At 71.4% G+C, this 19,529-nt stretch carries 15 protein-coding genes; 6 read left to right on the top strand and 9 right to left on the bottom strand.

Annotated features, from left to right (window positions below; genetic code table 11):
• Window positions 1-77 precede the first annotated feature (77 nt).
• Together ACZ50K_RS20995 and ACZ50K_RS20990 are read left to right on the top strand one after the other, a co-directional pair.
• Window positions 78-2,201 (top strand): APC family permease, encoded by a 2,124-nt coding sequence (locus ACZ50K_RS20995; RefSeq protein ID WP_468905079.1) that lies wholly within the window; start codon window positions 78-80, stop codon window positions 2,199-2,201.
• Between the two features lie 116 nt (window positions 2,202-2,317).
• On the top strand, window positions 2,318-3,655 hold the full coding sequence (locus ACZ50K_RS20990; RefSeq protein ID WP_468905077.1) for a class I SAM-dependent RNA methyltransferase: 1,338 nt from the start codon (window positions 2,318-2,320) through the stop codon (window positions 3,653-3,655).
• Between the two features lie 23 nt (window positions 3,656-3,678).
• Here the strand turns inward: ACZ50K_RS20990 and ACZ50K_RS20985 are convergent, their stop codons facing one another.
• The 7 genes from ACZ50K_RS20985 to ACZ50K_RS20955 form a co-directional block, all read right to left on the bottom strand.
• Complete coding sequence (locus tag ACZ50K_RS20985; RefSeq protein WP_468905075.1) at window positions 3,679-6,132, bottom strand: P-loop NTPase family protein; 2,454 nt, start codon at window positions 6,130-6,132, stop codon at window positions 3,679-3,681.
• A gap of 329 nt (window positions 6,133-6,461) precedes the next feature.
• Window positions 6,462-6,905 carry a winged helix-turn-helix transcriptional regulator gene (locus tag ACZ50K_RS20980; RefSeq protein WP_468905073.1) on the bottom strand — a complete coding sequence of 148 codons (444 nt, stop codon included), beginning with the start codon at window positions 6,903-6,905 and terminating at the stop codon, window positions 6,462-6,464.
• Between the two features lie 519 nt (window positions 6,906-7,424).
• Window positions 7,425-7,958, bottom strand: coding sequence for a flavin reductase family protein (locus tag ACZ50K_RS20975; RefSeq protein WP_468905070.1), 534 nt, complete (start codon window positions 7,956-7,958; stop codon window positions 7,425-7,427).
• Between the two features lie 23 nt (window positions 7,959-7,981).
• On the bottom strand, window positions 7,982-9,550 hold the full coding sequence (locus ACZ50K_RS20970; protein ID WP_468905068.1) for a tryptophan halogenase family protein: 1,569 nt from the start codon (window positions 9,548-9,550) through the stop codon (window positions 7,982-7,984).
• Between the two features lie 7 nt (window positions 9,551-9,557).
• Window positions 9,558-10,793, bottom strand: a complete 1,236-nt coding sequence (locus ACZ50K_RS20965; protein ID WP_468905066.1) for a pyridoxal phosphate-dependent aminotransferase — start codon at window positions 10,791-10,793, stop codon at window positions 9,558-9,560.
• A 126-nt stretch (window positions 10,794-10,919) separates the two neighbouring features.
• The gene (locus tag ACZ50K_RS20960; protein ID WP_468905063.1) at window positions 10,920-11,666 is read right to left on the bottom strand and encodes an SDR family NAD(P)-dependent oxidoreductase; all 747 of its coding nucleotides are present in this window, start codon (window positions 11,664-11,666) and stop codon (window positions 10,920-10,922) included.
• Entirely contained in the window at window positions 11,663-12,430 is a 768-nt protein-coding gene (locus ACZ50K_RS20955; RefSeq protein WP_468905060.1) for a thioesterase II family protein, read from the bottom strand. Before ACZ50K_RS20955 ends, ACZ50K_RS20960 begins: the two co-directional genes overlap by 4 nt.
• Before the next feature lie 120 nt (window positions 12,431-12,550).
• On the opposite strand from ACZ50K_RS20955, the gene ACZ50K_RS20950 reads away from it, so the two are divergent.
• On the top strand, window positions 12,551-14,200 hold the full coding sequence (locus tag ACZ50K_RS20950) for a (2,3-dihydroxybenzoyl)adenylate synthase (protein WP_468905057.1): 1,650 nt from the start codon (window positions 12,551-12,553) through the stop codon (window positions 14,198-14,200).
• Between the two features lie 114 nt (window positions 14,201-14,314).
• Here the strand turns inward: ACZ50K_RS20950 and ACZ50K_RS20945 are convergent, their stop codons facing one another.
• Window positions 14,315-15,505 carry a cytochrome P450 gene (locus ACZ50K_RS20945; RefSeq protein WP_468905054.1) on the bottom strand — a complete coding sequence of 397 codons (1,191 nt, stop codon included), beginning with the start codon at window positions 15,503-15,505 and terminating at the stop codon, window positions 14,315-14,317.
• Window positions 15,506-15,846: 341 nt separating this feature from the next.
• Between ACZ50K_RS20945 and ACZ50K_RS20940 the strand changes: the two genes are divergently transcribed.
• Window positions 15,847-16,059: an MbtH family protein gene (locus ACZ50K_RS20940; protein WP_468905051.1), complete on the top strand. Its 213-nt coding sequence runs from the start codon at window positions 15,847-15,849 to the stop codon at window positions 16,057-16,059.
• A 51-nt stretch (window positions 16,060-16,110) separates the two neighbouring features.
• The gene (locus ACZ50K_RS20935; RefSeq protein WP_468905049.1) at window positions 16,111-16,599 is read left to right on the top strand and encodes a winged helix-turn-helix domain-containing protein; all 489 of its coding nucleotides are present in this window, start codon (window positions 16,111-16,113) and stop codon (window positions 16,597-16,599) included.
• A gap of 179 nt (window positions 16,600-16,778) precedes the next feature.
• On the opposite strand, the gene ACZ50K_RS20930 is transcribed toward ACZ50K_RS20935, so the two are convergent.
• Window positions 16,779-17,498 carry a tryptophan 2,3-dioxygenase family protein gene (locus ACZ50K_RS20930; RefSeq protein ID WP_468905047.1) on the bottom strand — a complete coding sequence of 240 codons (720 nt, stop codon included), beginning with the start codon at window positions 17,496-17,498 and terminating at the stop codon, window positions 16,779-16,781.
• A 249-nt stretch (window positions 17,499-17,747) separates the two neighbouring features.
• Here ACZ50K_RS20930 and ACZ50K_RS20925 point away from each other — a divergent pair, with 249 nt between their 5' ends.
• On the top strand, window positions 17,748-19,529 hold the full coding sequence (locus tag ACZ50K_RS20925) for a non-ribosomal peptide synthetase (protein ID WP_468905045.1): 1,782 nt from the start codon (window positions 17,748-17,750) through the stop codon (window positions 19,527-19,529).

Genomic DNA, 19,529 nt, shown 5'->3' with positions numbered 1-19,529 from the left:
CGCAGTGGTGCGTAAATGCCCGCCCGTGGGGGGTGGTGGTTGGGCAGCGGTCTTTTCGAACGCTTAACATCCTCTGCGTGTCCAAACTGACCGACGTGCCCAAACGGATCCTGATCGGCCGGGCGCTGCGCAGCGACCGCCTCGGGGAAACCCTCCTTCCGAAGCGGATCGCCCTGCCCGTCTTCGCCTCCGACCCCCTCTCCTCCGTGGCGTACGCCCCGGGCGAGGTGCTGCTGGTCCTGTCGATCGCGGGCGTGTCGGCGTACCACTTCAGCCCCTGGATCGCGGCCGCGGTCGTCGTCCTGATGTTCACCGTGGTGGCCTCCTACCGGCAGAACGTCCACGCCTACCCCAGCGGCGGCGGCGACTACGAGGTGGCCAACACCAACCTCGGCCCCCGGGCCGGCCTCACCGTCGCCAGCGCCCTGCTCGTCGACTACGTCCTGACCGTGGCCGTGTCGATCTCCTCCGGAGTCGAGAATCTCGGCTCCGCGGTGCATTTCGTCATCGAGCACAAAGTGCTGTCCGCCATCGTCATGATCCTTCTGCTGACGCTGATGAATCTGCGCGGGGTGAAGGAATCCGGGAAGCTCTTCGCGATCCCGACCTATGTGTTCGTCGCCGCCGTATTCATCATGATCGCCTGGGGTGCCTGGCAGGGCATCGTGATGGACCAGTCGATGGACGCGCCCACCGCCGGACTGGAGATCAAACCCGAACACCAGGGACTGGCCGGGTTCGCCCTGGTCTTCCTGCTGCTGCGGGCCTTCTCCTCCGGCTGCGCCGCCCTCACCGGCGTCGAGGCGATCAGCAACGGCGTGCCCGCCTTCCGCAAGCCCAAGAGCAAGAACGCGGCCAGCACCCTCGCCCTGATGGGCCTGCTCGCCACCACCATGTTCTGCGGGATCATCGGCCTGGCCATGGCCACCCACGTCAAGATGGCCGAGAACCCGGCCGTCGACCTGCTCAAGGACGGAGTCCCGGTCGGCCCCGAATACGTCCAGGACCCGGTCATCTCGCAGGTCGGCGAGGCCGTCTTCGGCAGCGGCAGCATCCTCTTCGTGCTGCTCGCCACCGCCACCGCGCTGGTGCTCTTCCTCGCCGCCAACACCGCGTACAACGGCTTCCCGCTGCTCGGCTCGATCCTCGCCCAGGACCGCTACCTGCCGCGCCAGCTGCACACCCGCGGCGACCGGCTCGCCTTCTCCAACGGCATCGTGCTGCTGGCCGGCGCCGCCATACTGCTGGTCTGGATCTACGACGCGGACTCCACCAAGCTGATCCAGCTCTACATCGTCGGCGTGTTCGTGTCCTTCACGCTCAGCCAGATCGGCATGGTCCGGCACTGGAACCGCCATCTGCGCACCGAACGGGACCCGGCCGCCCGCCGGCGGATGCACCGCTCCCGCGCCATCAACACCTTCGGCGCCGCCTTCACCGGCCTGGTGCTGGTCGTGGTCCTGGCCACCAAGTTCACCCACGGGGCCTGGGTCGCCCTGCTCGGCATGGTGATCTTCTACGGCACCATGAGCGCCATCCGCAAGCACTACGACCGGGTGGCCGCCGAGATCGCCGCCGCCGAGGGCCCCAGCGACGACAGCGTGCGCCCCTCCCGGGTCCACTCCATCGTCCTGGTCTCCAAGGTCCACAAGCCCACCCTGCGCGCCCTCGCCTTCGCCAAGCTGACCCGCTCGGACACCCTGGAAGCGCTCAGCATCAGCGTGGACCCGGTCGAGACCAAGGCGCTGCGGACCGAATGGGAACGGCGCGGGATCAACGTGCCGCTCAAGATCCTGGACTCCCCGTACCGCGAGATCACCCGGCCGGTCGTCGAGTACGTCAAGGGACTGCGCAGCGAGAACCCGCGCGACGCCGTCAGCGTCTACATCCCCGAGTACGTCGTCGGACGCTGGTACGAGCACGTGCTGCACAACCAGAGCGCCCTGCGGCTCAAGGGCCGGCTGCTGTTCACCCCCGGGGTCATGGTCACCTCGGTGCCGTACCAGCTGGAGTCCTCCGAGCTCGCCAAGCGGCGGGCCAAGCGCCGGCAGGACTGGAACGCGCCCGGCTCGGTCCGCCGCGGCCCGGTCGACGCGCCGCGACCCCCGAAGGAGACGGCCCGGGCGGGCGGCAAGCCGAACGGCAAGCCGGGGAGCGAGCCGAAGGGCAAGTCGGGCGGCAAGCCGGGCGGCACGGCCTAGCGTCCGGCGGCGCCGACGGCCTCCGCGGCCACGTAGACTGGTGGGTCGGTCCCCGGACCGACCCACCAGTCTTTCTCTTCCCGCACGTCCCTTTCCGCACCTGGAGCCTCCCCGCCATGACCACGCCCATCGAATCCGAGAAGCAGTCACTGGTCGGGGAGGAGTACGAGGTCGAGGTCGGCCCCGTCGCACACGGCGGCCACTGCATCGCCCGCACCGCCGACGGCCGGGTCCTGTTCGTCCGCCACACCCTCCCCGGCGAGAAGGTCCTCGCCCGGGTCACCGAGGGCGAGACCGACTCCCGCTTCCTGCGCGCCGACGCCGTCACCGTCCTCACCGCCTCCAAGGACCGCGTCGACGCCCCCTGCCCCTACGCCGGCCCCGGCCGGTGCGGCGGCTGCGACTGGCAGCACGCCAAGCCCGGCGCCCAGCGCCGGCTCAAGGGCGAGGTGATCGCCGAACAGCTCCAGCGGCTCGCCGGACTCACCCCCGAGGAAGCCGGCTGGGACGGCACCGTGATGCCCGCCGAGGGCGACAAGCTGCCCGCCGGCCAGGTCCCGCAGTGGCGCACCCGGGTCCAGTTCGCCATCGACGAGGACGGCACCGCCGGCCTGCGCAAACACCGCTCGCACGAGATCGAGGCCGTCGACCACTGCATGATCGCCGCCGCGGGCGTCTCCGAACTCGGCATCGAGAAGCAGGACTGGCCCCAGATGGCCACCGTCGAGGCCATCGCCGCCTCCGGCTCCGGCGACCGCCAGGTCGTCCTCACCCCCCGCCCCGGCGGCCGCCTGCCCCTCGTCGAACTCGACAAGCCGGTCTCCGTCCTGCGCGTGGAGGAGAAGGACGGCGGGGTCCACCGCGTCCACGGCCGCCCCTTCGTCCGCGAACGCGCCGACGGCCGCACCTACCGCGTCGGCATGGGCGGCTTCTGGCAGGTCCACCCGCAGGCCGCCGACACCCTGATCAAGGCCGTCATGCAGGGCCTGATGCCCCGTAAGGGCGAGATGGCCCTCGACCTCTACTGCGGCGTCGGCATCTTCGCCGGCGCCCTCGCCGAACGCCTCGGCGAGACCGGCGCGGTCCTCGGCATCGAGACCACCAAGCGCGCCGTCGAGGACGCCCGCCACAACCTGGCCGACTTCCCCCGGGTCCGCATCGAGCAGGGCAAGGTCGAGCAGGTCCTCCCCAAGACCGGCATCACCGAATGCGACCTGGTCGTCCTGGACCCGCCCCGCGCGGGCGCCGGCAAGCAGACCGTCCGCCACATCGCCGGCCTCTCCGCCCGCCGCATCGCCTACGTGGCCTGCGACCCGGCCGCCCTCGCCCGCGACCTCGGCTACTTCCGCGACAACGGCTACAAGGTCCGCACCCTCCGCGCCTTCGACCTCTTCCCGATGACCCACCACGTCGAATGCGTCGCCATCCTGGAGCCCGTCCGCGAAGACGCCTGACCGGGCGGATCTTCCGTATGGGGTCAGGAAGGCTCGCCGGATGGCGGGGGCTGCCGGTGCTTCGGTTCCGGCTGAGCCAGGTGTTCGATGAGAGCGCGCTGGCCGTCGAGCTCCTGGGCTTGTTCAGGTGGGACGTCGTAGTGGCGCAATGCGTCGGTTTCGGCGCGGGCAGCGGCGTGGTCGCCGCAGTACGCGAGGACCACGGCGCGTTGTGCGCGCAGACCGAGCGTGAGGTCGGTCAGCGCATGCCGGTCGGCAAGTGGCAGGAGGGTTCGGTCCAGGAGGGTCAGGGCCTCCTGGGGTTCCCCGATCTCGACGAAGTCGTCGGCGACCTCCTGTCCCATCGCCACCGTCGATCGCCAGACGTGGGCCAGCTGGTAGAACTTCATGGCGTGCAGGGCGGCCAGTCCGTAGTGGCCCTCCTGCTGTTGCCGGGTGCATCGGACGATCAGTGACAGGCAGTCGGCCAGGCGTTTGCAGTCGTCCAAGTCGACTTCTGTGCGGGCGATGTGATCAGCCAGAGAGTCGATTCCCGTTCCGACGACGTCGGAGGGGGTGAGGCCGATGTGGCTGTAGTAGTGCTCGGCGAGGTCCTGGGCCAGGATGCGTGCCTGGACGTGTTGATTCGCCGCGTAGAAGCCTGCCGCCTGGGTGTAGCGCAGGATTCGCAGGCCGAGGGCATTCCCGGAGATTTGCTGGCAAGCCGTCAGATACGTCGTGTTCATGGCGCGGACATCGCCTGATGCGGCCTGTTGAAGCATCGTCTGAGCCGCCAGTACGCAGGTCTCCCGTGGGCCTGCGACAGCGGGATGTGCGGCGGTGAGCCTGCTCATTTCTTCGGTCAGCTCGCTGTGGGCGGCGGCGTCGCTCGCGTCGATGGCGAGCAGGGCCAGGGCGTTCAGGGCGTCGAATCGGGCGCCGGGCTGGGCGTGCGGGTCTCGGGCCACCGCGGCGATGGTCGGACGCACCGTGCCGGAGAAGGAGTGCTCGAAGAAGAGGTCGTGTGTGGCGAGTTGGATCAGTTCTTCGGTCTGGCCGGTGCGCGCGAGCAGCATGACCCAGCGGGCAAGTCGACCGGCGGGTGCCGTTCCCGCGTGGAGGGAGGTCCGCAGAATGTCCCTGAGCTCGCGTGCGACGGCCTCCTCGGCTTCCCGCGCGGGGCGATGTTCGGTCGCGAGGGCCCGGGCGGCGTCATGGAGAGTGATCAGACCGCTGCCGGTGCGCTGGACGATCCCGAGGGAGGTGAGGTCCCGCAGGGCCCGGGCACAGTCGGCGGCGTCCACGCCGGTGATGTGGGCCAGCTTGGTCAGTTCGTCCTGGGTCAGCGGTGTCTCGGCATAGGCGAGGAGGAACGCGGTGGTGTGGGCCCGGGGATCCAGGGAGCCGAGCACCTCGCCGAGGATCAGATCCTGGGCTGTGGGGATGCCGTGCCGACGGTCGGTGAGCGCGTCACACATCCGGACGGGGTCGCTGTCGTACTGATTGCGGGCCAGGACAGCTGCGCCGCGCACATAGAGCGGAAGCCCTCCGGTGAGGTGGAGGATCCGGCGGACGGTGTGACTGTCCGCGGGAACCTCGGCGGTTGCGAAGGCGGCGGCGACGCTGTCCGGGCTCCAGCCGGTGAGGGTCTCCTCGGTGATGCCCAGCCGTGCGGTGAGGAGGACCTGGTCCGGCCGCGGCTGTCCGAGCAGGGTGAAGCGGGCCGAGGCCAGGGTCTCCACGATCTGCTGCAGAGGTGTGGCATCGATGCGATGCACGTTGTCGAGCACGATCGTGATGCGTGCGCCGTCGAGGCGCCGGTGAACCGAACGGAGGGCATCGATACCGGCACCGTGTGCGAGCTCCGTGCGCTGTTCGGCGTCCAGGTGCCGTGCGGCCAGTTCCCGGGCGAGGGATCCGGCGGCGGCTTCGCCGGTGAATGAGGCGACGTCGAAGTAGACCGGCGGTTCGGGGGAGTGGACGGCAGCGTGCGTGGCCCAGGCTGTTTTGCCGGCGCCGGAGAAACCGGTGATCAGACGGACTCGCGCGTCGGTGACCAGTTCTGGTTCGTCGGCCTGCGGAAGGTAGGGGTCCGGCAGGGCGGGAAAGGCCTGTAGCTCCGTGACGAACTGTTCGAAGAGGGCGGGTAGTTCGGCGGGTAAGAGGGCCTGTCCCTGGTGTCCGGTGCAGGCGTGGGCGATGCGGGCGGCGAGTTTGAGGACGAGCGTGCGGGGAGCGAGGGAGGAGAAGGGGACCCGGCCGGCTTCGTCGGCGCACCAGGTGAGGGCTTCGTCGATGTCGGCCCAGGCAGGCGGCAGCCATGGCTCGGGAACGGGAGCCCCGGGGCTGAGGACATGGACGTCGCTCGGCCATCGGCCGGAGGCGAGCTGGTCGGCGAGGTCGGGCCCGACGGTGGCATCGGTCACGATGACCAGAGAGGGGCGCCCCGGTCGGTCCCCCTTCTCGTGCAGGGTGCGGATGGCGGCGTAGTTGTCCACGGCGCTCCGGATGTCGCTCCACCGGAGTCTGCGGCCGCGGGTCTTCACCTGCAGGTATACGCGGCGGTCGGACAGGACGAGTTCGATGTCCTCGTCGCGTTCGACCAGGAGGCGGTGCGCGCTCCCGGCGGTCATACGCAGCAGACAGCCCACGGCGTACAGGTGCTGATAGACGAAGCCCTTGTGCACCGAGGTGATCCGGGTCAGTTGCGCCGGATCCAGGACCGATTCGTCGGCGGCCGAGGATGTGGGCCGTGCGGGACGGGCGAGGTCGTCGGACACGTCGTCCATCCTCCCGTCCGGCACCGGATTGTGTGGTTCGCACCGTGTCATTGGTGCTTGAAAGGGGCGGGGTAGCGGGATTGGAGTGGGGGGCTGGCTTTGGGGCCCTGGGTGAAGGTGTAGGCGGGGGTGTCGAGGGGGGTGCCGGTGTGGCGGTCCACGAGGACGGGGTCCGCGGGGGTGCCGGTGGTGGTGTGGGTCAGGATCAGGCTGCGGTCCTCCTCGGGGAGGTGGTGGTTGCCGTAGGCGGCCATCAGGAGGATGAGGGGGCGTAGGGCCCGGCCCTGGGGGGTGGGGGTGTAGGACGGGCCGTCCGGGTGGGTGGGGGTGTTGTCCGGGGCCTGGTGGAGGAGGCCTCGGGTGGTGAGGTCGGTGAGGCGGGAGGCGAGGAGGCCGGCGGGGGTGGTCAGGTTGCGGCGGATCGCCTCGAAGCGGGTGTGGCCGTCGAGGACCTCGTGGAGGATCTCCAGCGTCCACCACTGGCCGATCACCCGCACCGTGCGGGCCAGCGGGCAGTCGGGGATGCGGGGCGCCGGGCCGGCGCCATCGGCCGGGGGGCCGGGTGCGCTTGCCGCTGCCGCTGCCGCTGCCGCTGGCGCTGGCGCTGCCGCTGCCGCTGCCGCTGCCGCTGCCGGTGCCGGTGCGGGTGTGGGTTGTGGTGCGGGGTCCGGGGGCATGGGGGCGGGCCTTTCGGGGTGCGGGCCCGGGCCCGCCCGGGGCTCGGGGAACGCGGGCGGGCCCGGGCCGGGGAGAGAGTGCGGGACGGGGTGTCGGGGCGGCCCGGGCCGGGGGCCGGAGGTGTACGGGCCGGGTGTCGGACCGGGCCCAGCCGCTGTTGGGCGGGGCCCCCGGGGGTGCGTGGAGCGGGGTGGGCCGGCATGGTGCGTGCGTGCCGAGCATGCGTGGTGGGCGGTTCCGGGCCCGCGGGTTGTGGGTCGCTTCGGTGGGTCGGGGGCGGCTCTGGCTCCGGGGTGCCGCCGGCCTCGCCGGCAACGGCGGGGGCCCCGGGGTCAGGGGGTGGGTTTCAGGGTGGTGTAGCGGCGCATGGCGTAGAGGAGGGGGGCGGTGGGGGGTGTGGGGTGGGGGGTGTGGATGTGGAAGACCTCGCCCAGGACGACGACGTGGTCGCCCACCGGGAGGGTGGTGGTGAGGCGGCAGTCGGCGATGGTGTGGGCGTCCTCCGTGAGGTGGGGGAGGCCCGAGCGGGGGTGCGGGGTCCAGGGCACCCGGTCGAAGCGGTCGGGGGCGCCCGAGGCGAACAGGGCCGCGGTCGGTTCGGCGCGTTCGTGCAGCAGGTTCACCGCGAACGCCGAGACCCGCAGCAGGGCGGCCAGGGTGGGGCTCCCGGCGCGCAGGCACACCAGCAGGGTCGGCGGGTGCAGGGCGACGCTGCTCAGCGAGGAGCAGGTCAGGCCCCATGGTTCGCCGTCCGGTCCGGTGGTGGTCACGATGGAGACCCCGGCCGGGTGGGTGGTCATCAGGGAGCGGAACGCGGCCTGGTCCACCGGTGTGCGCGGGACCGCGTCCGTCACGGGGTTCGGCATGGTCGGACTCCTCCCGGCGGTGGCTAGGCCCTGCCCGCCTTGAGCCGGTTGACGTGCTCCAGGTACTCCCAGTGGCTGGGGAGCTCCTGGGTGAGGGCGGCGGCCTGGTCGCGGACCAGGCGGAGTTCCTTGGTCGCGGCGACCTCGTCCATCATCGCCAGGCCGGGCAGCGAGCGGATGTCGATGCCGCCGAGGCCCAGCAGCATCGCGGTGTAGGAGTAGGGCTCGAAGCCGTGGTAGTGGGGGAAGACGGTGTCGGCGTCGGGCAGTTTGACCCGCCACTGCTCCAGCCGTTCGGCGAACCCGTCGGGGACCTTGCGGGTCTTGGCGTCCCGCCAGTAGTCGTTGTCGGCGCGCCGGGCGGCGACGTAGTGGAGGACGAGGAACTCCCTGACGCCGTCCATGACGTTGCCGACCTGGCGGTTGTAGGAGCGGCGGAGCTGGTCGTCGTCGCGGCCGCCGGGGAAGTGCTTGACCAGCTGCTCCACGGCGTTCTGGATGAAGAACAGCCCGGTGGATTCGAGGGGTTCGACGAATCCGCTGGAGAGGCCGATGGCCACGCAGTTGTTCACCCAGGAGTTCTCGCTGCGGCCGATCCGCATCTTGATGTGGTTCGCGGTCAGGTCCTCGGCGGCGGGGCCCACGAACGCGCGCAGGGTGCGTTCGGCCTCGTCGGGGGTGCAGTAGTCGCTCGCGTAGACGTATCCGGTGCCGACCCGGCCGACCAGCGGGATCGTCCAGATCCAGCCGGCGTCCTGGGCGGAGGCCCGGGTGTACGGGCCCATGCCCTGCTCGGCCATCTCCATCGGCACCCGCAGGGCGACCGCGCTGTCGTTGGGGAGGGTGTCCTGGTAGGAGAGGAAGGGGACGCCGAGGGTCTTGTTGAGGAGTATGCCGCGGAAGCCGGTGCAGTCGATGAAGAGGTCGGCCGCGAGGTCGCCGCTCTCCTTGGTGCGGACGTGCGTGATGTTCCCGCTCTCGTCCACCTCGGTGCCGACCACGTCGTCGAGGACGTGCCGGGCGCCGCGGTCGGTGCTGTAGCGGGTGAGGAGCCGGGCCAGCAGGGTGGCGTCGAACTGGTAGGCGTAGGGGAACTGGGTGGTCTGCTCGGCCATGGTGGAGCGGGCGGCGTGCGCCGCCTCGTGCTCGCCGGCGTCCAGTGCCAGCAGGCTGCCGCCCAGCTGGCGGGGGGCGCGCCGGGCGTCGCAGAGCGCGGCGATGACGGAACAGTCCTTGTCGTAGTCGGGGCTGGGCCGTTTGTGCAGCCACCAGTCGGCGAGGGAGACGCCCTCGACGATCCGCGGCCGTTCGAAGGGGTGGTAGAAGTGGTGGCCCTTCTCCCGCCAGTTGTCGTAGCGGATGGCGAGTTTGTAGGTGCCGTGGCACTCCGGCATCCAGTCGGTCTCGGCGAGTCCGAGGTAGGAGAAGAAGTGCCGGATGGTGCTGAAGGAGGCTTCTCCGACACCGATGGTGGGCACGTTCTTCGATTCGACGAGGGTGACGGCGAGCCGGTCCCCGAAGGTCGCCTTCAGATAGGAGGCGGTCATCCAGCCCGAGGTTCCGCCACCGACGATCACCACGCTCTTGGCCATGCTGTTCTCACTTCCCGCACTCGTCGGCGAATTCGATGATCTTGCGTACCCCGGTTTCGAGGGCCGTCGGGTCCACGCAGAAGGCGATGCGGACCAGATGGCGGGCCCAGGGGGCGTAGTCGTGGGAGCGGACGCGGCCCCGGTCGTCGAACTCGGGGCGCATCGCGAACCCGTCGCCCGGGACGACGGCGACTCCCTTGCTCTCCAGCAGCCGGGTCGCGAAGGTCTCGGAGTCCAGGCCGGTGCGGGCCACGTCGAGCATCGCGTACCAGCCGCCGGCGGGCGGTTCGGCCAGCAGTCCGGCGTCGACCAGCGGGGCCAGCAGCAGGTCCCGGTTGTGCCGGACCAGTTTGCGGTTGGCGGCGGCCGACTGGTGCCGGCTGTTCAGTGCGGCGATCCCGGCGTACTGGACCGGGGTGGCGGTGCCGATGATGTTGGCCTCCTGGGCGACCTTCATGACCTCGGCGGCCCGGTCGTTGGCCAGGGCCACGCAGCCCAGCCGGTAGCCGGTCATCGCGAAGCTCTTGGAGAAGCTGAAGACGCTGTGCACGATGCGTTCGGCGACCGGGAGGTCGTGCTCCAGGGAGGCGGTGGAGATGTGCTCGCCCTCGTAGAGGAAGTGCTCGTAGGCCTCGTCGCTGATCACGTGCCAGCCGCGGGTGCGGGCCAGGTCGACGAGGGCGGCGAGCTCCGTCCGGTCCAGGACGACTCCGGTCGGGTTGGCGGGGGAGTTGATCAGCAGCACCCGGGTGCGGGGGGTCGCGGCGGCGGCTATCGCCGCGGGGTCCGGCCGGAAGCCCTCGCCCAGTGGGTACAGCACCGGCCGGAAGCCGGCGAGGAGGCTCTGCTGGAGATGGACCGGCCAGTGCAGTTCCGGCAGCAGGATCTCGGCGCCGGGTTCGGCGAGGGACTGGAGCAGGGCGGCCAGGCCCTGGCAGGAACCGGGGGAGATCAGCAGCCGGGAGACGGCGCTGTCCACGCCGTTGTCGGTGCGGAGCTTCTCCACCAGGGCCTCGCGCAGCTCGGGCAGGCCCTCCACGCCGGTGTACTTGGTCTCGCCCCGCCGGACGGCGTCGACGAAGGCGTCGGCCACGTCCTCGGAGGGGTCGAAGTACGGGTCGCCGACGTGCAGTTTGACCACCTCGGTGCCGGTCTCCCGTTCCCTCGTCTCGGCCGCCCGGAAGATCCGGTGCAGACAGGAGGAGGGGATGGAGCCGGCGACGGACACGATCTCTGGACTCACGCTCTTACCGCCTTTGTTCCGGTTGATTCCGGTTCGTTCAGGTCCGTTCAGGTCCGTTCAGGTTCGTTAAAGTTCGTTGAGGTTGGTTCCGTGCGAGTGGTCCGGTGTGCCGGGGGCGGCCGGCCCTCAGGCGGTGCGGCCGCCGTCCACCGGGATCAGGGCCCCGGTGACCCAGCCCGACAGGTCGGGGTCGAGGAGCAGGCCGACCCAGCGGCCGATCTCCGGTCCCTCGCCGAACCGGCCCATCGGGGTCGCGGACAGCAGGTCGGCCCGCATCCGCAGGGTGTCCGCCCCGTCCAGGCCGGTCTCCTCCCACATGGGGGTGTCCACCGGGCCGGGCAGGACGGCGTTGACCCGCACGTCCGGGGCGAGTTCGCGGGACAGTGACCGGGTGAGGCTGTTGAGGGCCGCCTTGGTCGCCCCGTAGAAGGCGCGTCCCGGCATGGCGAGCACCCCGCCGACCGAGGAGACGTTGACGGCGCTGCCGCGGTGGGCGCGCAGTTGGGGCAGGGCGCGGCGGATCAGTTCGGCGGGGGCCCGGACGTTGACGGCGAACATGGCGTCGAAGAGGGCGGGGCCGGTGTCGTCGAGCGGGCCGAAGCGGGCCAGTCCGGCGTTGTTGACCACCGCGTCGAGCCGGCCGAAGCGGCCGGTGGCGGTCGCGACGATCCGGTCGGCCGCGCCGGGGGCGCAGACGTCCTGGGCGAGGACCGCGACGCCGTCCCCGTAGCGGGCGGCGAGTTCCCGCAGGGGTTCCTCGCGGCGGCCGACGGCGGTGACCCGGGCGCCGGACTCCAGCAGGCTCTCGGCGATGCCGCGTCCGATGCCGGTGGCCGCGCCGGTGACCACCACGGACTTCCCGTCCAGGCTCATCGGGGTGCCCCGCTCCCGGCGAGGGCGGCGGTGATGTCGGCGATCGGGCCGGCCGGGTCGGTGAGGAGGCGGAAGTGGCCGCCGGGCCAGGAGCGGACGCCGAACGGTCCGGTGCCGACCGCGGCCCAGCCGGCGGCCCCGGCCCGGTCCACCAGGGGGTCCTCGGTGTGGTGGTGGCAGCGGACCGGGCAGCGCAGCGGTGCGGCGCCGGGGGCGGGCCGGTAGGTCTCGCTGAGCGCGATGTCGGACCGCAGGACGGGCAGCAGCAGTTCCCGGAGCTCGGCGTCCCCGGCGAGGTCGGGGGTGATCCCGCCGAGGTCGCGCAGGGCGGCCCACAGGTCCTCGTCGGCGGCCAGGTGGGTGGTGCCGCCGCCGGCCAGGCGGGGGGCGGGCGAGCCGGACACGATCAGGTGCCGTGCCGGGCGGCCGAGTTCCTGGAGGGCGCGCGCGGTCTCGTACGCGACGAGGGCGCCCAGGCTGTGGCCGAACAGGGTGCAGGGCAGCGGGTCCAGCCGGAGCAGTTCCCCGGCGACCCGTGAACCGATCTCGGCGATGTCGCGGGCGGGGGGTTCGGAGAACCGGTCGGCGTGCCCCGGGTACTGCACGGCGAGGAGTTCGGCGGTCGGCGGCAGGGCCGGGGACCAGGCGCGGTAGGTGGCCGCCGAACCGCCGGAATGGGGGAAGCAGACCAGTCGGTCGGCGGGCCCCGGCACGCTGTTGAGGGCCCGCAACCAGCCTCGGTCGCGCGTTCGGATGCGATTCACGTCATCGAGCTTCACCGAAGGCCGGGGGGTGGCCCCGGCAATCTGTCAAAGCTCTGTCGGGCCCGGCGCCGCCCGGTGGCTTCTGGCCGAACCTGAGGGCGTCGCACCCTAGGAGGACACATGCTGGACGGGTTCGTGCCCTGGCCGCCGGACTTCGCCGACCGCTACCGCCGGGCCGGGTACTGGCGGGGCGTACCGCTGCGGCGGCTCTTCGACGAACGCGTCGGACGCCATCCGCACAAGACGGCGGCCGTGGACGCGGCCGGCCGGGTCGGCTACGCGGAACTGGCCGGGCGGGCCGACCGCATCGCCTCCGGGCTCCTCGGGCTCGGCATCGGCCCCCGGGACCGGGTGGTGGTCCACCTGCCGAACCGGATCGGGTTCCTCTCCACCCTCCTCGCCCTGCTGAGCGTCGGGGCGATCCCGGTGCTGGCCCTGCCCGGGCACCGCCGCGACGAGATCGTCCATCTGGCGCGCTCCTCGGAGGCGGTGGCCTACATCGGGCCGGACCGGTTCCAGGGCTTCGACTTCCGGGCGCTGGCCCGCGAGGTCCGCGGTCTGCTGCCCGGGCTGCGGCACGTGGTGGTCGACGGGGACGCGGAGGAGTTCGTGCCGCTGTCGGAACTGGCCCGGTCCGCCGTACGGGAACTGCCGCCGGTCGACGCCTCCGAGGTGGCGCTGCTGCTGCTGTCCGGCGGCACCACCGGGGTGCCGAAGCTGATCCCGCGCACCCACGACGACTACGCGTACAACATCCGGGCCTGTGCCGAGGTGGTGGAGTTCGACGAGGACGGGGTCTATCTGGCCGCGAACCCGGTGCCGCACAACGCGGCGCTCGGCTGTCCGGGGGCGCTGGGGGCGCTGCTGCTGGGCGGGAAGGCGGTGCTGGCCGCCAATCCGAGCCCGGACCACGTGTTCCCGCTGATCGAGCGGGAGGGGGTCACCCTCACCACGCTGGTGCCGGCGCTGGCCCTGCTGTGGGCGGACGCGGCCCGGACCGACCCGGTGGACATGGCCGGGATGACCGTCCAGGTGGGCAGTTCGAAGTTCGGTCCGGCGGCGGCGGAGCGGGTGAGCGGCGCCCTGGGCTGCCGGATCCTGAACGTGTACGGCATCGGGGAGGGGCTGATCACCCACACCCGGCCGGGCGACCCGCCGGAGGTGGTGTTCGGCACGGAGGGCCGGCCGGTCTGCGCCGACGACGAGATCCGGATCGTGGACGCCGAGGGGGCCGAGGTCGGGCCCGGGGTCACCGGGGAACTGCTCACCCGGGGCCCGTACACCATCCGCGGCTACTTCGCGGCGCCGGAGCACAACCGGCGGTCGTTCACCGAGGACGGCTTCTACCGGAGCGGGGACCTGGCGCGGATGACCGGGGACGGGAACGTGGTCATCGAGGGCCGGCTGAAGGACATCATCCACCACCTGGGGGAGAAGGTCTCGGCGGAGGAGGTGGAGGGGCACGTGCTCACCCATCCGCTGGTCCTGGACACCGCGGTGGTCGGCATCCCGGACGAGGAACTGGACGAGCGGCTCTGTGTGTTCGTGGTGCCCGCGGGCGCCGCGGCCGAGGGGGAGCCGGCGGAGCGGGCGGCGGCGCTGACCCTGCGGACCGTCCGGGACCACATCCGGGGGCGCGGGCTGGCCTCGTACAAGCTGCCCGACGAGCTGGTGCTCCTGCCGGAGCTGCCCCGGACCCCGGTGGGGAAGATCGACAAGAACGCGCTGCGGGCCGCCCACCGCGAGCGGCCGGCGCCCCTGACGGCCTGAGGCCGGCGCGCACCACCGAAGAGCACCACCGAAAAGCCCCCGCCCCGTGGTCCCCCCGGTCTCACAGGCCCTCCGGGGGGAGCGCGGGGCGGGCCCGGTGCGGGCCGGCGCGGTTCAGCGGGGCAGGAAGCGGACGGGCAGGGTCTCGTGCCCGGTGAGGAAGTTCGAGTAGAGCGGGTGCGGGGTGCCGCGCAGCTCCATCTCCGACACCCCGGCCACCAGGGCGGCCAGCAGGCAGCGCAGTTCGGCCCGGCCGAGGAAGGCGCCGAGGCAGTAGTGCGGGCCGTGGCCGAACGAGAGGTGCTTGTTGGGGGAGCGGTCCAGGGTGAGCCGGCGCGGCCGGTCGAACACCGACTCGTCGTTGTTGGCGGAGATGTTCCACAGGGTGACGATGTCGCCCGCGCGGATCCGCCGGCCGTGCAGATCGAGGTCCCGGACCGCGGTACGGGCCAGGTGGATGCCCGGGGTGGACCAGCGGATCAGTTCCTCCACCGCGCTCTCCAGGGCGACTTGGCCGCTCCGCAGGGCCTCCCACTGGCCGGGGTTCCCGATCAGGGCGAGCACCGCGCAGATCGCCGACAGCCGGGAGGTCTCGTCACCGCCGAGGATGAGGCTGTAGCAGTTCACGGCGATCTCGTCGACGCCGAGCGGACGCCCCTCGACCTCCGCGGTGGCCAGCATGCTGATCACGTCCTCGCCCGGCCGGTCCCGGCGCTCCTGGGCGAGGTCCATGAAGTACAGCACGATCTCGTTGCGGGCGGCGAGGGCGTCGATCTCCCCGCCTTCGGCGCGGGCCGAGGACAGCGCCGTCTTGCTCCACCGGAGCAGGTCCGCACGGTCGACGGCCGGGACGGACAGCAGGTCGCAGATGGTGTTCATCGGGATCCGCTCGGCGACCTCGGCGGCGAAGTCGAAGGACTCCCGTCCGATGACCGCGGACAGCAGCTCCCCGGTGCGCTCCCGCACCTTCTCCACGACCTCGCCGAGGACCCGGGGGGTGAACGCGCTGAACATGAGGTTGCGCAGCCGCCGGTGGTGCGGGCCGTCGGTGACCGCCAGCATGCTGCCGCCGGCCGAGTCCCCGCCGCGCAGCACCACGTCGAGGACGTTCCCCCGCACGGAGGTCAGGGCCGTGTCGTGGTAAAGCGACTGGATGTCGGCATAACGGGAAACCACCCAGAAACCGGGTTTCCGGCCGACCGGTTCGTGCCAGTAGACGGGGCATTCGGCACGGACTTCACGCCAGAAATCGTGGACGTCGTTCTCGATGAATGTGGCCGGATCGGTCAGATCCAGGGAACGCACACGGAGATCGTACGGACTCATTTCCCGATGGTGACAGCCCGGCCCGGCCGGCCGGGTGAACTCTTGCCGCTTCCTTTCCTGTCCGTCCGGAGAGGGCGGAACGGTACGGTGCCCCACCGGAGATGTCAATATGCAGAACACATGGTGATGGGTGCGGAGTGAATCTGTCTGGTGTGAGCTCCGACTGATAGCGTCGAAATCTCTTCCGGGAGTCGAGTCCGGCCCCATTGCCCGGAGCACTCGACATCAATTCAGGCCCGTATTGCCTGAGGAATCGGAGCGCCCAGTGTTCGTTGTCGGAAGATTTCGGAACATTTCTGCGCGAGGGGGGGACTGTTCGCATGTCCAACCCGTTTGAGGACGAAAACCGAGACTATCTCGCACTGTGCAACGAGGAAGAGCAGTACTCGCTCTGGCCGACGGACACGGCCGTTCCCGAGGGCTGGCGGGTCGTGTACGGCCCGGCCGGCCGGGCGGAGACCGTCGACCACATCGACCGGGTCTGGACCGACATGAGGCCCAAGAGCCTCCGCTCCTCGTCGCCGTCGCGCTGACGGTCTTGTTTCTCGATTTCAACGGAACGGGGGATACCTGTGAAGGTAGAAGTGAAGGATCGAGTCACGTTCGTCCGCTGGCCCGCGGAAAGCAACATCAGGGAACAGTGCAAGGTCAGGGGGCATCTCTGTCTCCTGGTGGTCGAGCACGGCGCCTCCCCGCCGGAACACCTCAGTCCCCACGAGGACTGGGTGCGCCCTCCCATCGTCCAGGAAGACCTCCAGGCCAGACTCCGCCAGCTGGCGGACCGGGCCGTCCTCAAGTCGAAGCCGGTACTGGACCCGGCGGGAATCCTCTACTTCAAGGATTCGTCCGTCACGCTCTCCCTCACGCAATGCGAGATGCTGGCGCCGCTGGTGGCCCAGTACGGTCAGATCGTCTACCGGACCGAATTGCGCGAGATCCTCGAACACTCCGGTTCGAGTTCGTCCAGCAACGCCCTGGACCTGCATGTGATGCGACTGCGCCGGCGCCTGCAGCTCGCGGGTCTCGCGGTGCGGAACGTGTGGGGGCGCGGGTTCGTCCTCGAACCCCTCTGAGCGGCCGTCCCCGGAACCTCTCGGGACCCGCTCCGGGACACCCCTACGGGACCCGCTCCGGGACACCCCTACGGGTGCCGCCCCGGGCCGATCCGCCGGCAGCGCGTCCGGCCGCCGGATCGGCCCGGGGGCCGGCCGGGGACCGGCAGGTGGACCGGCACGTGGACCGGTCCGCGGGCTCAGGGGGCCGCGACGCCGAGCCCGGCGTGCGCCTGGCCGCGCAGTCCGCGCAGCTCCGCGAACGGCAGCGTGCAGCGGCCCAGCAGGTAGTCGGCGCCCGCCGAGCCGCCCGTTCCGGCCTGCCCGCCCATGATCCGGGTGACCAGGCTGATGTGCGCCACCTGCCACCGCCAGTAGCCGTTGCCCACGTCCAGCAGCGCCTCGATGATCCGGTAGTGGACCTCCGCGTCGATCCCGCGCCGGGCCACGCCCGCCACGGTGTGCCCCGACCGGACCACCCAGGCGGCGAAGGCCTCGTACAGCGGCCCGTCCTGGCCGGAGTCGCCGATCAGGTGCCGCAGCCGGTGGAACTGCTCCGACTGGGCGCCGCTCGCCGTGCCCAGCAACGGCCGGAACGCCGCGAAGTCGCGCAGCGGCAGCCGGTCCAGCGCGGCCACCTGGGAGTTCAGCACCCGGAGGAGTTCCGCGGCCCGCTGGAGCAGGTCGACGATCCATTCCGCCGGTGCGGTGTCATCCGTGGTCGTGAAGGAATCGACCACCGCTTCCAGATCGTCGATGACCTGCCGGAGCCACAATTCGCTCGCCTGGTGGGCGATGATGAAGAACTGCTCCGACAGCACGGTGGATTTCATGGCCGCGGATCCGGCACTGCGGGGCTTCTGGAGGGACAGCAAAACATCCAGTTCCAGGTAATCGTGATACTTCGGTTCGTCGGTCACAACTGTTCCCTCTCTCCGTGACGGAGGTCCGCGGCCCGGGACGCCCGTGCGGCGGCCGCGCGGGACCGGTCGGGTCGCGGAGCGGCAACGCCGGGTCCTGCCCCATCATGGGGCGCCCCGCCCCGACCCGAGCCCGCCGGGAAAGAGTTCTTTCACGCCCCGGCCGGCGGCCCGGGCTCCATGCCATCGTCGACCACTGTCATTCCTGTGTCATTCCTGCCGGAAATCTGTGTCGGAGGCGGAGCGGAGTTGAAGACTTTTTCGGACCTTTTCGAGTCCGTGGTCGCCGAATCGGGTGATTCCCCGGCCGTCGTATTCGGTGACAGCACCCTCGGATACGCGGAGTTGAACGCGAACGCGAACCGGCTCGCCCGAAGGCTCATCGCGGCCGGCGTGGGACCGGACTCCCTGGTCGCCGTCGCGGTGCCCAGGTCCGCCCGGCTGATCGTCGCGGTGCTCGCCGTGCTGAAGGCCGGCGGCGCCTACCTCCCGCTGGACCCCGGCTACCCGGCCGAACGGCTGGCCCACATGGTCGAGGACGCCCGCCCGGTCCTGCTGCTGCGGACCCGGGACGTCGCCGCCCCCGGCCTGGACCTCCCCGAGCTGGTCCTCGACGACCCGGCCGCCGAGGCCGGGTGCGCGGCGGAGCGCGCCGAGGACATCGCCCCGGCCGAACGGTCGGCGGCCCTGACCCCGCTCCACCTGATGTACGTCATCTACACCTCCGGCTCCACCGGGGTCCCCAAGGGCGTCGCCGTCCCCCACACCGGAGTGCCCGACCTGGTCTCCACCCAGGCCAGGCTCTACGGGGTCGGCCCCGGCCAACGCGTCCTGCAGTGGGCCTCGTTCAGCTTCGACGCCTGGTTCTGGGACTTCACCCTCGCCCTGCTGCACGGCGCCACCCTGGTGATGGCCGGACAGCACGAGCTGCTCCCCGGCGAGCCCCTGCGCGAAACCCTGCTCCGGCACCGGATCGACCACGCGGTGCTGCCGCCGGTGGCCCTCGGCATCACCGAGGAGGAGGGGCTGCTGACCGGCGGCACCATCACCTCCACCGGGGACGTCTGCACCGGCGCCCTCGCCGAGGAATGGTCCAAGGGCAGGCGCCTGTTCAACGCCTACGGCCCCACCGAGGTGACCGTCGGCGCCTCCATCGGCGGCCCGATCGAGGGCGTCCAGGAAGAGGTGACCATCGGGACGCCGTGGGACGGCGGGGCGGTGTACGTCCTCGACGAGCGGCTCACGGACCGCCGCGACGGCACGGAGGGCGAACTGTTCCTGGCGGGCAGCGGGGTGGCCCGCGGCTACCTCAACCGGCCGGGACTGACCGCCAGCCGGTTCGTCGCCGACCCCTACGGCCCGCCCGGCAGCCGGATGTACCGCTCCGGGGACCGCGGCCGGCACGAGCCGGACGGCGCCCTGTTCTTCACCGGCCGCATCGACCAGCAGGTCAAGGTCCGCGGGTTCCGCATCGAACTCGGCGAGATCGAGGCCCGGCTGGAGAGCCACCCCTCGGTGGAGATCGTGGTCGCGGCCGTCGGCGGGGACGAGGTCTCCACCGAGCACATCGTCACCTACGTCAAGACCTCCGCCCGGCACACCGTGACCGAGGCGGAACTGCGGGAGCACGCCCGCCGGGCACTGCCCGAGCACATGGTGCCCTCCCGCATCGTGGTCCTCGACCGGTTCCCCACGCTGCTGAACGGAAAGGTCGACCGCAAGGCGCTCGCCGAGCGGGCCGCCCGCAGCACCCCCGAACCGGCGGACGGCCCGCCCGCCGCCGCTGCCGGCCCGGAGTCCTGCGAACAGGCCCTGTGCCGGATGGTGCGGGAGACCCTGAAGAGCGGCCCGGTGCACCCCGGGGACAACTTCTTCGACCTGGGCGGCCACTCCGTGCTCGCCGCCCGACTGGTCAGCAGGATCCGTAGGGAACTCGGCCTGCGGATCCCCATGCGATCGATGTTCGAGGCCGAAGACCTCGCCGAACTGGCCCGGACCATGGAACAGGTCGGGCGGACCCCCCAGCCCTGA

The organism is Streptomyces sp. NPDC033845 (assembly GCF_055576225.1).
This window is presented reverse-complemented; position numbering and strand designations above follow the sequence as displayed.